Source organism: Phyllobacterium sp. MT110 (assembly GCF_058792715.1).
In genome coordinates, this window is the sequence record NZ_JBXAFE010000001.1 from 2,163,306 (window position 1) to 2,177,312 (window position 14,007).

General features: G+C 59.5%; 11 protein-coding genes. 6 read left to right on the top strand and 5 right to left on the bottom strand.

Annotated elements, in window-relative coordinates:
• Positions 1 to 36: 36 nt before the first annotated feature.
• The 3 genes from AC1Q5O_RS10930 to AC1Q5O_RS10940 all read right to left on the bottom strand — a co-directional run bounded on the left by AC1Q5O_RS10930 (position 37) and on the right by AC1Q5O_RS10940 (position 3,637).
• Positions 37 to 1,062 (bottom strand): ABC transporter permease, encoded by a 1,026-nt coding sequence (locus tag AC1Q5O_RS10930; protein ID WP_346307380.1) that lies wholly within the window; start codon positions 1,060 to 1,062, stop codon positions 37 to 39.
• 28 nt (positions 1,063 to 1,090) lie between these two features.
• Complete coding sequence (locus AC1Q5O_RS10935) at positions 1,091 to 2,632, bottom strand: sugar ABC transporter ATP-binding protein (RefSeq protein WP_492562908.1); 1,542 nt, start codon at positions 2,630 to 2,632, stop codon at positions 1,091 to 1,093.
• Positions 2,633 to 2,707: 75 nt separating this feature from the next.
• A complete protein-coding gene (locus AC1Q5O_RS10940) occupies positions 2,708 to 3,637 on the bottom strand; it encodes a sugar ABC transporter substrate-binding protein (protein WP_223612491.1) in 930 nt (309 codons plus the stop codon).
• A 487-nt stretch (positions 3,638 to 4,124) separates the two neighbouring features.
• Here AC1Q5O_RS10940 and AC1Q5O_RS10945 point away from each other — a divergent pair, with 487 nt between their 5' ends.
• Complete coding sequence (locus AC1Q5O_RS10945; protein ID WP_492562910.1) at positions 4,125 to 7,316, top strand: GH92 family glycosyl hydrolase; 3,192 nt, start codon at positions 4,125 to 4,127, stop codon at positions 7,314 to 7,316.
• Positions 7,317 to 7,389: 73 nt separating this feature from the next.
• On the opposite strand, the gene AC1Q5O_RS10950 is transcribed toward AC1Q5O_RS10945, so the two are convergent.
• Together AC1Q5O_RS10950 and AC1Q5O_RS10955 are read right to left on the bottom strand one after the other, a co-directional pair.
• Positions 7,390 to 8,223, bottom strand: coding sequence for a TIM barrel protein (locus AC1Q5O_RS10950; RefSeq protein ID WP_492562911.1), 834 nt, complete (start codon positions 8,221 to 8,223; stop codon positions 7,390 to 7,392).
• 126 nt (positions 8,224 to 8,349) lie between these two features.
• A complete protein-coding gene (locus AC1Q5O_RS10955; RefSeq protein WP_492562912.1) occupies positions 8,350 to 9,381 on the bottom strand; it encodes a LacI family DNA-binding transcriptional regulator in 1,032 nt (343 codons plus the stop codon).
• Positions 9,382 to 9,542: 161 nt separating this feature from the next.
• Between AC1Q5O_RS10955 and AC1Q5O_RS10960 the strand changes: the two genes are divergently transcribed.
• The 5 genes from AC1Q5O_RS10960 (at position 9,543) to purU (ending at position 13,980) form a co-directional block, all read left to right on the top strand.
• The gene (locus AC1Q5O_RS10960; RefSeq protein WP_492562913.1) at positions 9,543 to 10,637 is read left to right on the top strand and encodes a fatty acid desaturase family protein; all 1,095 of its coding nucleotides are present in this window, start codon (positions 9,543 to 9,545) and stop codon (positions 10,635 to 10,637) included.
• Positions 10,638 to 10,712: 75 nt separating this feature from the next.
• A complete protein-coding gene (locus AC1Q5O_RS10965) occupies positions 10,713 to 11,030 on the top strand; it encodes a MocE family 2Fe-2S type ferredoxin (RefSeq protein ID WP_492562915.1) in 318 nt (105 codons plus the stop codon).
• Positions 11,031 to 11,032: 2 nt separating this feature from the next.
• Positions 11,033 to 12,265, top strand: a complete 1,233-nt coding sequence (locus tag AC1Q5O_RS10970; protein WP_492562917.1) for an NAD(P)/FAD-dependent oxidoreductase — start codon at positions 11,033 to 11,035, stop codon at positions 12,263 to 12,265.
• Between the two features lie 16 nt (positions 12,266 to 12,281).
• The gene (locus AC1Q5O_RS10975; RefSeq protein ID WP_492562919.1) at positions 12,282 to 13,079 is read left to right on the top strand and encodes a 3-methyl-2-oxobutanoate hydroxymethyltransferase; all 798 of its coding nucleotides are present in this window, start codon (positions 12,282 to 12,284) and stop codon (positions 13,077 to 13,079) included.
• Between the two features lie 4 nt (positions 13,080 to 13,083).
• Positions 13,084 to 13,980 (top strand): formyltetrahydrofolate deformylase, encoded by an 897-nt coding sequence (gene purU, locus AC1Q5O_RS10980; RefSeq protein WP_492563149.1) that lies wholly within the window; start codon positions 13,084 to 13,086, stop codon positions 13,978 to 13,980.
• Positions 13,981 to 14,007: the final 27 nt, after the last annotated feature.

Sequence of the window (14,007 nt, forward strand, 5' to 3'; positions counted from 1 at the left end):
GATGCCCGGATGGGTTCCGGGCATTACAGATTGGTTTCAGACTTTTCTCTTCTTCTGGCGATAGACGTCCACGACGACAGCCGCAACGATAATCACGCCCTTGATGATTTCCTGGTAATAGGCATCGACCCGCAGGAAGGTGAACCCGGAAATCATCACGCCGAGAATGATGGCGCCGATAACCGTGCCGGTGATGCGCCCGACACCGCCGGTCAGCGACGTGCCGCCGATGACGGCAGCCGCAATCGCATCCAGCTCATAGGTTACGCCCATGCCCGACTGCGCCGTCTGGGCGCGGGCGGCGGTGACGATGCCGGCAAGACCGGCCAGCACGCCGGCGATGGCATAGACCTTGATCAGGTGCCGCTCGACATTGATGCCGGAGACGCGCGCCGCCTGGACATTGGCGCCGATGGCATAGGTGAATTTACCGTAGCGCGTATAACGCAGCGCGATATGGAAAATGAAAGCCACGACCAGGAACACCACCACCGGCCAGATGCCCGTGCCGATGAAATTGAACTGGTCGGTCAGCCCTGAAACCGGCGAGCCCTTGGTGTACCACTTGGCGACGCCGCGCGCCGACACCATCATGCCAAGCGTCGCGATGAACGGCGGAATCTTGGTCTGTGCGATCAGCGCGCCATTGATGATACCGGCGATCAGGCCGATACCGAGACCGATGGCCAGCGGAATGATGAAAGGCAGGTCCGTCAGGCTGGGATAGACAGGCCTTGCCCAGGTCGAGGCCTGCGCGAAACTCGCGGCAATCATCGCCGTCATGCCGACGACGGAGCCCGATGACAGATCGATGCCGCCGGTGATGATGACCTGCGTCACGCCAACAGCGATAATGCCGATGACGGACACCTGCAGGATGATGATGGTCAGGCGCTGCTGGTTCATCAGAAAGCTCTGCCCGACGAAAATCCAGCCGAGCACTTCATAGATCAGGGCAATGCCGATCAGGACCAGGAGGATGCTGACCTCCGGCGGCAGCCGGCGCCCCTGCTTCGAGACCGCCGGTGCGGCTGCCTTTGCGGTTGCTTGTTCGCTTGTCATTGTTGTTCCTCCCCGTCCGGCAGCGGCTTCACTTGGAAGCCAGCTCCATGACTTTTACCTGGGTTGCCTCTTCCCGATCCAGGAAACCGGTGACGCGGCCCTCATGCATCACCATGATGCGGTCGCTCATGCCGAGAACCTCAGGCATTTCCGACGAGATCATGATGACGGCGACACCCTGCTTGGCGAGTTCGGAGACAAGGCGGTGGATTTCCGCCTTGGCGCCGACATCGATGCCGCGCGTCGGTTCATCGAGAATGAGAATTTTCGGATTGGTCAGCAGCCAGCGGCCGATCAGCACCTTCTGCTGATTGCCGCCGGAAAGATTTTCGACCCGCTCCTGCAGATTGGGCGTCTTGACCCGCAGCTTGTCGCTCATCACCTTGCAGGCTGCGGCAATGCCCTTTTCCGAAACGAAGCCGAATTTGACGAACCGGTCCTGCAGCACGGCGATCTGCATGTTCTCCAAAACGTCGAGAATGAGCAGGCAGCCGGTTTCCTTGCGGTCTTCGGTGATGAAGGCCATGCCATGCTGGATCGCCTGGTTCGGCGAGGCGATGGCGATAGGGTTGCCGTTGATGGTCATTGAGCCCGTGGTAGCGGGCGTCACGCCAAATATGGTTTCGGCAACATTGGAGCGGCCCGACCCGACCAGCCCGGCAATGCCGAGAATTTCGCCGGCCCGCACATCGAAGGAAACGCCGCTGAACACATTCTTCAGCGCGAGGTCTTTCACCGAGAGGACGACATCGCCGATCGGCACGGTCTCTTTCGGAAACATCTGGGTGATCTCGCGCCCGACCATCATCTTGATGATGTCGTCGCGCGTCACGTCGGTGGATGCATGCGTGCCGATATAACGGCCATCGCGGAACACCGAGAATTCGTCGGCGATCTCGAACAGCTCGTTCATCTTGTGGGTGATGTAGACAATGCCGATGCCCTGGCTGCGCAGGCTGCGGATGATCTCGAACAGATGCGCCACCTCGCGCTCGGTCAGCGCCGAGGTCGGCTCATCCATGATCAGCACATCGGATTCATAGGAGACCGCCTTGGCGATCTCGACCATCTGCCGGTTGGCGACGCTCAGGTCCCGCACCTGCGCTTCCGGATCAAGCGCGATGTTCAGCCGCTTGAACAGCTCGGCGGTCATCGCGAACATCTTGCCGTGATCGACAAAGCCGAACATGTTCTTCGGCTCGCGCCGGATCCAGATATTTTCGGCCACCGTCATGAAAGGCATCAGGTTCAGTTCCTGATGGATCATGGCAATGCCGTTCTCCAGCGCATCGAGCGGCGATTTCAGCCGGATCGGCAGCCCTTTCAGGAAAACTTCGCCCTGATCTGGAACATATATTCCAGCCAGGATCTTCATCAGCGTGGATTTGCCGGCGCCGTTTTCGCCCATCAGCGCGTGCACTGTCCCGCGCTTCAGGCGGAACGACACATCGTCCAGCGCCAGCACACCGGGAAATTCCTTGCGGATATTCTCAACATTCAACAGATATTCGGCGTTCGGCACCGCACCACTGGCGCGAACCGCAGCCATCGTTGTTGGGCTGACTGCCATATTCGTCTCCTCCCGAGACATTGAGCAAAGGCTGGAACGCGCCCGGAGGCGCGTTCCGATGCAAGGCGCGGTGCCTTAGTTCTTGGACTGGTACTTCGACAGATTGTCCGGCGTCACCAGCTCGAAAGGAATATAGACCTTGGTCTCAACCTTTTCGCCCTTCGACAGCTTCAATGCGGCGTCGACCGCACCCTTGCCCTGACCGGCGGCATTCTGGAACACGGTCACGCGGAGATCACCGGCAGCCATGGCAGCGAGCGCATCCTGCGTCGCGTCGACACCGGCCACGACAACCGTGTCCATCTTGCGTCCGGCGGCCTTGAGGGCCTGGATCGCGCCGATGGCCATTTCGTCATTGTTGGAAATGACGGCATCGAATTCCAGACCGGCGGAGAGCCAGTTGGTCATGAGGTCGGCACCCTGGGTGCGCGACCAGTTGGCGGTCTGCTCCTCGACGATGGTAAGGCCCTTGCATTCATCCGTGGCAATGACGTCGTGAATGTCCTTCGTGCGCTGGCGCGCCGCCTGGTTGGACAGCTCGCCCATCATGACAACGACTTTGCCCTTGCCCTTCAGGAGCTTGCAGACTTCCTTGGTTTCCAGCGTGCCGGACTCGACTTCGTTGGATGCAACAAAGGCCTGCTTTGCCGGCAGTTCGTTGACGTTGACCGGCTCGCGGTTGACGTAGACCAGCGGAATGCCCGCTGCGGTCGCCAGCTTCGACATGGCGGCCGTCGCATCCGTATCCACCGCGTTGACGATGATGGCATCGACCTTCGAGGCGATAAAGTTCTGGATCTGGCTCTGCTGCTTGGCAACGTCGTTCTGCGCGTCTTCCACCTGCAGCTTCACGCCATCCAGCGTCTTGGCATAGTCCTGCATGCCATTGCGCAGGACCGTCAGGAAGTTGTCGTCGAACTGCGCCATCGACACGCCAATATTGGCGGCCAATGCCGACGTGCTCATCAAGGCTGCAACAGCCACGCTCAATATCAGTTTTTTCATTTCGTCTCCTCCACATGGTGCCCGGCCACACCGTCCTGATCCGGAAGCTCCGCGAACGTCGGCATCGTAGCCACGCAACCCCTGCTGCCAGCGATGCCTCTGCCCCTAGAGTGCGCGAAACGTCGCGCAAACTTTTCTGGACTTGTCATACGGAATATAAAAACCGTCGCATCCAGTTTCTGAAATATTTATTCCATTTTCTCAAGAAGGCGTCAAGCGGGGTTCGTGAAAACCGGGTAATAATTGAGGGGTAAATTTTGCACAGCTGCGCAACCGTATTGCCTGTCTTCAACGCCGGTTTTTACCCTCACATCAGGTATTCTTCAGACTTATTGATAATTGACCCGTATCCTGAATTGATAAAATTATCGCTTTCAATCGTTTTAAATCGACTTTGGAGGGGCCGATTTGGGCGAGGCTTGCCAGCGGCGACGACATTTGCAGCTGCATTCCATTTTTAACGACAAAAAATTTTTGGGAGGACATTATGAGACTAAAGGCACCGCTTATTGCGGGCTTGTTCAGCTGCGTCGCATTGGTGGGTTGTACCGGCTCGGATGACAAGGACGCTGCGGTATCCCAGGGAACATTCGATGGAGCAGCCAAGGACCTGAACACGCAGGTATCTCAACCATCGGACACAATCAGCCAAGCAGTACAGGTCAAACAAGCTCAGGGCGATGCCGACATTGCGGCTTTGCGAATAACGCTTGGCGAGGTCCAGCAAACCCTGAAGGCTCTGGAAACCGGCGTAACCGCAGCGAAGACAGAAAACGACCTTACCAAATTGCGGCGATTCAATCTCCCGCAAACAGAAGACGATGCAGCCGCACTTGCACTGAAACTGGGTGACATCAGCTCGTCCAGATTCAGCCCGCTGATAGTATTTGCAGACAATCTGCGGCAGCGCATCGATCTGCTGCAGGCCAATTTCCCGCTGGTGGCGGCCGACCGGGCCCGCCTGCAGAACTTGGCCGGCGACCTGGAAAAAGCCAAGACTGATCTGATTGCGGCCAGTACCAAATTCGACACAGACCGCGCCGCTCTCGCATCAGCGAATGATGCTATCCGGCAACTGCTGGAAACGGTGAAAACCAAAGCCGATGCCGCATCAATTACAGCGCTGACAGACCAAATCGTCAGTCTGTCGATCGCGATTGAAGCGCTGACGAGAAACAGCAACGGTGAAATCAGAGCTTTCAATTCACGCCTGATCGCGTTTGAAGACTCGCTTGATTTTTTGCAGCCACGAACGGATATGCCCCTGACCCAGTTTGTCAATCCGTTCATCGGCACAACCAAGAGTGACAGCGAAAGCGGCCATTCCGGCAATGTCAATCCCGGCGCGCAGACACCCTTCGGCATGGTCAGCTTCGGTCCCGATACGAGGGGCAGCGGAAATGACTATGGCGAGGGATCAGGCGGGTATTATTACGACGATGCGGCGATCCAATATTTCAGCATGACCCATCTGAACGGCCCCGGTTGTCGCAGTCAGGGCGCGGTGGCCATTCTGCCACAGGAAACGGCCAGCCCGATATCAATCAGCGGTGCAAAATACAGCCACGCCGATGAACTGGCGCAACCTGGCTACTACCGGGTCAAATTCAACAATATCCTCAGCGAACTGACCGCGACGACGAGAACCGGGATGGCGCGTTTCTCCTACACCAACAAGGACAAGGCTTTCCTCGTCATTGATGCCACGCTCAACAGCAGAGCAAAAGAGAGAGCCAAGAACACGTTTGCCAAGCTTGCCATGGTCACCCTGGGTGAGGATAAAAAATCCATCTTCGGCAAGGCTTTCGCCGGGAGTTTCTGTGACGGAACATGGGACCAGCCCGTCTATTTCTACGCCGCTTTCGACAAACCCTTGAAGAACACGTCTTCGGTCAAAGACGGTGCGGCCACTCTGCAATTCGACCTGACAGACACGGATAAAACCGTTCAGATCAAAATCGGCATTTCGTCTGTCAGTACTGACAATGCCAGGAAGAATCTTGAGGCCGAAAACAATGGCTGGTTATTCGAGACCGTCAGGCAGCAATCAGACGCTATCTGGAACAGGCGTCTGAATACCATCCAGATCAGTCTGGCCAAAGCCGAGGAACAAGCAAGGCTCTCATCGGACCAACAGAAGCGTGCAACAGTCAATCTGACGAAATTCTACACGGCGTTCTATCGCGTTTACAGCGGCCCCACCGTTTTCAGCGATGTCAACGGCGACTACCGCAGCATGAAACAGACGATACCGTTTCCGGAGAAGGACATTCTGCCTGACCGCACAACGGAGAACGTGGCCAATTACAAATTCACGACGGACGGCAAGGAAAGCGGCTATAAGACGCATTATTCCGGCTTCTCCATGTGGGACACCTACCGTTCCGCCGCGCAATTGGTGGCTCTTGTCGCTCCAGACGAAGCCAGCGAGATGATGCAGTCACTGGTTGCCGACGCGCAGCAATGCGGCGCATTTCCGCATTGGGTGAATGGCAGCGAGGATACCATCCCCATGCAGGGCGATCATGCTCTCAATGTTATCGCCGGCTCCTACATGTTCGGCGCCCGGAAATTTGATCTGGCCAATGCACGCAAGTACATGGAACGGTCCGCGTCCGATGCGAAGAGTGCCTGCAATAACAAGCTCAGCGTCGGACGCGATGACGACAAGCCCGCTTTGCCCGACTATGTGAACCTTGGCTACATCGCTACCGATGCAGCCGCGGCGTGGAATGCATCGTCGGCCACTATTGAAATGATAACGAGCGATCGATCCGCCGCTGCTTTCCTTGCCAGTCTGCCCGCATCGGCAGGGGTTGATCCCGCCACCATTCAGGCTCTGTTCAAACGCGCCTCAAACTGGCTGAACATTTTTGATACGAGCCAAAAGAAACTGCGCGCCAAGGATAAGACCGGCCAATGGCAGGACGGCAGTTTCCATGAATCGACGGAGGAAAATTACATCTGGGCATTTGCCCATGACTGGACCGCACTCATCGGCAAGCTCGGCGGCAAGGCTGCGGCCATTGCAAGGCTGAATGCGCTGTTTTCAATCCCCGCGCTCTCAGCATTCGGCAACATAAACCAAGAGCCTTCCCCAAAGAGCCTGAACGACGGCGAAAAATCCTCAAAATATTACATCGGCAATGAACCGGCATTTCAGACACCATGGGCCTACAATTGGGCGGCTGCACCGAAATATGCCCAGTACATCATCCCGGTGATCATGAACAAAAACTTCTCCACCAAACCCGGCGGATTGCCCGGCAATGACGACATGGGCGCGACATCGGCGTGGTACGTCTGGGCGGCACTTGGGCTCTACCCGGTCATTCCCTCTGCGCCCGGGCTGGCTGTATCTACACCGCAATTCCCGGACATAACTGTCTGGCTCGGCAACGGCAACGGCAACGGCAAGAAGCTGTTTATCAAAACGGATAGGGACGCAATGCTCGACAATGCCCGGTACATCGATGAAATGACGCTCAATCACACACCCTATCAGGGCCTGTGGCTGCCTCTCGACAAGATCAGAGACGGCGGCAAATTGAACTTCAAGCTGTCAGCGATACCAACAGCGTGGGGTGAAGATGGCAGTCTTGTCCCACCCTCAGGACCAAACGCCGATTACAGCAAGTCCACAGCCAAACCGCCAGCGGGTGCGCAAATCATCCCGTAAAGTGATGAAATTTCTGATCTTGAAAACCGGCGCCGGCTCACCCCGGCGCCAACGTTTTGGCAATCGTACTCTATCAGGATTGAGCAAGGTCATTCTTGATCGCGGTCATGCTCGCCGTGATCGCGCCAGCCGGATCGTCCAACCGCTGCACCTCCTCGGCGAACGGCTCGAACGAGAACAGCCCCGCATAGCCCCCGGCCAGAAGCGCCCGGATCTGGGCGATGTTGCCGAGACGGTCCTGTGCATCGACGAGAACGCGGTGCGAGTCGCGCATGTTGCTGATGGAGACGGCGGCATCGGTGACGCCTGAAATATGAACGAGCCCGGTCCATTGCGGGAAAAGCGCCGGTTCCCCGGCGAGATGGTGGTGGAAGGTGTCGTGAACGATCCGAAACGTGTCCTGCCCGCCAACCGCTTCGATGGCCTCGACCGCCTCGCGCTTTGAGCGCAGCGAACAGATTTCAAAGCCGAGCGGTTCGACGAACCCGAGAAGCCCCCGCGCCTTCAGGATCGGCTTGAGCACTGCCAGCGCCGCACGCAGACTCTTCTGCCGCGCGCCATCCTCCTGACCGGTCCCGTCATTGACCGGGACCAGAACGAGAGCCGCCGCGCCTGCATCCCTGGCATAATCGGCGAGTTCAATGGCTTCCTTTTCGCGCCCGGGCGTCCATTCATTGAAGCGCTGCAGCGCATTGATCGTCGCGATCTTCACGCCGGCCTCCGCCGCCTGCGCCCGAATATCGCCCGCCGGCGTTCCGTCGATGATGGCGTTGCCGGTGAGATCGTTGCGGATTTCCACGCCCTGCACGCCGATGGCCCGCGCCAGCTGGAAGAAAGCCTGCGGCCGCAACGCCGGCGTGACCATGTGATTGATTGCAAAAACCGGTGCGGAACGCGTCGCGCTCATCGGAAAACCTCCCAGGAATGAAATGCCAGCACAATGCCGGCGCCGCGCGAAACATCTGTTCCATTCAGCGGTCAGTCAATCGCCCTGACGGCGCAGAAACTATCATCTCTGATAGATTCGGCTGTTTCAGATGTTTTCAGGCAGATAAATATCGAAGGGCAGAAAGGTTTGTCCCGGCGTATTGGCCGCACCGGTTTCGATGACATGGCCCATCAGCTCCACCAGTTCACGGCAGAGACGCGGCAGCGGGGTGGCAATGGCCATCGTGACGACGTTATCGGCCAGCGCCGCGCGCGATTCCGGCGTGATTTCATTGCAGATCATCACCGGCGGCTCCGGCAGAATGCTCTCGCGCAGGGCTGCGATCGCCCCTTCCATGCCACCGCCGGCGACATAACACCCCGCCAGATCCGGATGGTGTTCCAAAAGATTGAGCATGGCTTCGTGCGTGATCTGCCGCGTCTCCAGATTGATCAGCGTATCGAGCACGGTAAACTCAGGCGCTTCCTCGCGAAAGAACGAGCGGAAGCCGATTTCCCGCAGCTCATGCCCCTGAAACCGGTGACTGCCGACAAAGATCGCCACCTTGCCCGGACGGCGCGCCGTTTTGGCGATCATCCAGGCCGCCGTGCGTCCCGCCTTGCGGTTGTTCAGGCCGACATAGCCCTCGCGCACACCAGCGGCAAAATCGGACAGCAGGGAGAAAACGGCAATGCCTTTCGCCTTCAGTTCTTCGATCACGGCCGTGATCGATGGATGGTCCGGCGCGACGAGCGCGACCGACTGGGTGCGCCCGGCGAGAGACCGCAGCTTGGCGATGATATCCTCAGGCGCCAGCGACGGGCAGAAGTCGACGACCGGCACGCCGCGGAAATGCGGCGCCGCATGCACCGCCTGATCGATTTCGCGGGCAAAATCCTGATAAAAATGCTGGCCGGATTTCTGCAGGAGAAAACCCAGCCTGTATTCCGGCAGTTCCTGCCGCATGCGCTGGCGGATCAGCCCCGCCGCGTGATAGCCGATGCTGTTGGCAGCGTCATAGACGCGCCGCGCCGTTTCCTCGCGCACGGGCAGGCGGTTGTTGAGCACGCGGTCCACCGTCGCCACGCTGACCCCGGAAACCCGGGCAAGATCGGCAATTGTCGGTCTGTTGGCCATATCGCCTCGAATGATAGATTCTATCATAAACCGTATCATCAAATGATGGAGATTGATAGGATTTTATCATCGCGAATTGAGCATGCCCCCTGCCATCGTTACACTTCTCCCATCGGGCCGCAGTGTTTGAAGTGCGTGCCGAAGGATTGGGAGGTCCTGCCATGGACGCAGCATTACCGGCATCACGCGATTACAGCCTCGTTGGCCGCGATTCACAGCGCGCCATCGAGACCGGGCTGGCTGCCGCCGAGTGGTATCACACCGATGTGCCGCGCAAGGCCATGAAGGAGCTGATGAAGCGCGAGGACGGGCCAGCCATGCGCGACACGGCGATCTGGCTCGGCAGCATGGTTGTCCTTGCCGGGCTGGGCATTGTTCTCTGGGGCACGATCTGGTGCATCCCCGTCTTTCTCGCCTATGGCGTGCTCTACGGTTCCGCTTCGGATTCGCGCTGGCACGAATGCGGCCACGGCACCGCCTTCAAGACCCGCTGGATGAACGATGCGGTCTATCAGATCGCCTGCTTCATGATCATGCGCAATCCGGTGACCTGGCGCTGGAGCCATGCGCGTCACCACACCGACACGGTCATCGTCGGCCGCGACCCGGAGATTGCCGTCATGCGCCCGCCCGATCTCGTCCGCCTCCTCCTGAATTTCTTCGGCCTTCTCGATGCATGGCATGCGGTTGCAGATATGCTGCGCAACGCCGCCGGGTTTGTCAGCGCCGGGGAAAAGAGCTTCATCCCCGCGCAGGAGCAGCACAAGGTCGTGCGCTTCGCCCGCATCTGGCTGGCGATCTATGCCGCCACCATTGCGCTGGCGGTGTACACAGGCTCGATCCTGCCGCTGATGCTGGTCGGCCTGCCTCGCCTGTATGGCGCGTGGCACCATGTCCTGACCGGCCTGCTCCAGCATGGCGGGCTTGCCGACAATGTCATCGATCACCGCCTCAACAGCCGCACGGTGCTGATGAACCCCGTCAGCCGCTTCATCTACTGGAACATGAATTATCACGTCGAGCATCACATGTTTCCCATGGTGCCCTATCATGCGCTGCCACGCCTGCATGCCATGATCAGGCACGACCTGCCCGCCCCCAATCCGTCCATCCTCGACGGCTACCGCGAGATGATCCCCGCCTTCCTGCGTCAGCTGCGCAATGAAGACCATTACCTCAGGCGTGAATTGCCGCTGACGGCAAAACCCTACCGCGAGGAATTCCACGGCGAGGATGCCAGCGCTGCAGCGGAATAGAATTGGTAGGAAACTGCTTACAAACAAGACCAATGAACAGGGCCTGTGCGGCTCCTGCCAAAGGGAGGAAAGAGCATGAGCGACTGGATTGAGGCCTGCACGGCGGATGATATCGACGAGGAAGACGTCATGCGTTTCGACCACGCGGGCCGGACCTTTGCGATCTATCGCAGCCCCGATGACGAATTCTTCGCCACCGACGGGCTTTGCACCCATGAGCATATCCATCTGGCCGACGGGCTCGTCATGGACGATATCATCGAGTGTCCCAAGCACAATGGCCGCTTCAACTACAAGACCGGCCAGGCCAAGGGCGCGCCGGTCTGCGTCAATCTGAAGACCTATCCGGTGAAAGTCGAGGCCGGCAAGGTCCTCATCAAGCTGGCTTCCTGACGATGACCGCCGGTATGGTCATCATCGGCGGCGGCGAATGCGGCGCCCGCGCCGCCTTCGCGCTGCGGGAGAACGGATATGCCGGGCCGGTCACGCTGATCGGCGCGGAAAAGCACCTTCCCTATGAACGGCCGCCTTTGTCCAAGGACGCCATGATTTCACCGGAGCATCCCCTCGCCAGAACCATCGCGGGAGAGGACCGGTTCGCCGAACAGGATATCCGCTTCGTTGCGGGCACGACCGCGATTGGAATAGACCAGGAAGCGAAGGACGTCATCTTCGCCGGTGGCAAACGTCTTGCCTATGACCGGCTGCTGCTCGTGACGGGTGCCGTCCCCCGCCCGCTGCCGCTGGCGGCGGCAAGCAGGCATTGCACCTGTCTGCGCAGCTATGACGACGCACTGGTCATCCGGGCGCACCTTCAGCCGGGCGCGCGCATTGTCATTGTCGGCGGCGGCTTCATCGGCCTTGAACTTGCGGCCAGTGCGCGCCAGCGCGGCGCCGTGGTGACCGTGCTCGAAACCCAGGCGCGCATTCTGATGCGCGGCGTACCGGAGGAAATCGCCGGAGTCATCGCGGCACGTCACCGGCAGGAAGGCGTTCTCATCCGCTGCGGCGTTGCCATCGCAGCCATCACCGACCGGGAAACCAGCGTCACCATGACGCTTGCCGATGGTGAAAAGCTTGAGGCGGACCTCGCCGTCATCGGCATCGGCGCTGTGCCGGTAACGGCCCTCGCCGAGGCAGCCGGTCTTGAAACCGCCAATGGCATCCTCGTCAACGCGCATCTGCAGACGAGCGACCCGGATATTTTTGCTGCCGGCGATTGCTGTGCGTTTCCGCTTGCCCTCTATGGCGGTCGCCAGGTGCGGCTGGAAGCATGGCGCAATGCGCAGGAACAGGGCACGCTGGCCGCCCGCAACATGCTTGGGCTTTGCGAGCCGCATCTCGCCGTTCCGTGGTTCTGGTCCGATCAGTACGAGCTGGGGCTGCAGGTGGCCGGGCTTGCCGACGAAGGTGCCCGGACAATCCGCCGGGATCTCGGCGACGGCGCGTTCATCCTGTTCCATCTCGCGGCGGATGGACGCCTCGTTGCCGCGAGCGGCATCGGTCCCGGCAGCAGCGTCGCCCGGGATATAAGGCTGGCGGAAATGCTGATTGCCCGCAGCGCCTGTCCCGATCAGGCTCATCTTGCCGCTCCGGACATCAAACTCAAATCGCTGCTCGCAGCCTGAAACGGACGGAGACACCATGACCAGCAAACGCCCCACGGTGGCGGACATTCTCGCAATGAAGGGCCGTCGCCAGCTGACCATGCTGCGGGTCGAAACGCTTGAGGAGGCGGAAGCCGCCGAACGCGCGCGGGTCGATATCCTGTCCGTGCCGCCGGCGCTGCTCTCTCGCGCTTTCCGCGATGCGGCGCCATCCTGTTTCACCATTCCCGGCCTTGAATACGGCGATTTCGCCACGGCGGAGGATTATGTGCGCGCCGCCTTTTCCGCCTTGCGCGCGGGCGGCGATGCGGTTTATTGCGCGGCCAGCCTGTCCACCATCCGGCGCATGCGCGATGAAGGCATTCCTGTCTGCGGCCATGTCGGCCTGATCCCGTCAAAGGCGACCTGGACCGGCGGCTTCAAAGCTGTCGGCAAGACGGCGCAAAGCGCGCTCGACATCTGGCGCCAGACCAAGGCACTGGAAGAAGCCGGGGCGTTTGCCGCCGAAATCGAGGTGGTGCCTGTGGCGGTTGCAACCGCCATTTCCGAACGCACCTCGCTGTTCGTGATTTCCATGGGCGCAGGCGCCGGCTGCGATGCGCAATATCTCTTCGCCGAGGATATTCTTGGATCGAACCGCGGCCATTATCCGCGCCATGCCAAGACTTACCGCAACTTTTCCGCCGAATATGACCGTCTGCAGCAGGAAAGGGTCGCAGCCTTTTCCGAGTTTGTCGCAGACGTGCACGCAAAAAACTATCCGGCAGCCGAACATGTGGTTGGAATTCCGCATGACGAACTGGACCGTTTTCTCAAAGAGCTTCCTGGAGTTTGAACCGATGGATCATCAGTCCCACACCTCGCCCGTCACCCGTCAGCCGTCTGATTATACGCACGGTTTCGTCCTCACCCTGTCGTGCGAAGACAAGCCTGGGATCGTGGCATCGGTGACGACGGAGCTGGCGGCGCTGGATGCCAATATCGCCGAGAGCAACCAGTTCTGGGACCGCCAGACCAACCGCTTCTTCATGCGCATCGCCTTTGCCGCCTCGGAAGAAACCTCCAAGGACGATGTCGAGCGGGCGCTGAAGCCGGCCATCGAGCGCTTCGGCATGAAGACCACGCTGATCGACCAGGCCAAGAAGCCGAAGATCGTCATCATGGTGTCGAAGTTCGACCATGCGCTCCTGCACCTGTTCTACCAGATCAAGGTCGGCTGGCTCGATGCGGAAGTCGCCGCCATCGTCTCCAACCACGAGGACAGCCGCCGCTTTGCCGAGCATGAGGGCATCCCCTACCATGTGCTGCCCGTGTCCAAGGACAACAAGACGGCACAGGAGGAGGCGCTGCTGAAGATCGTCAAGGACACCGGCGCCGATCTCGTCATCCTCGCCCGCTACATGCAGGTGCTGTCGGACACTCTGTCGAAGCGGCTGTTCGGCAAGGTGATCAACATCCACCATTCGTTCCTGCCGAGCTTCAAGGGGGCAAAGCCCTATCACCAGGCGTTCGAGCGCGGCGTGAAGCTGATCGGCGCGACGGCGCATTATGTCACGCCCGACCTCGACGAGGGTCCGATCATCGAGCAGGAGACCGAGCGGGTCAGCCATGCCATGAGCGCCGAGGACTTTGTCGCCACCGGCCGCGATATCGAGAGCCGGGTGCTCGCCCGCGCCGTCAAGAAGCACCTCGAATCCCGCGTCATGCTCAATGGCCACAAGACCGTGGTGTTCTAAGCACAGGCATTTTTAAGGGTGCGTGGT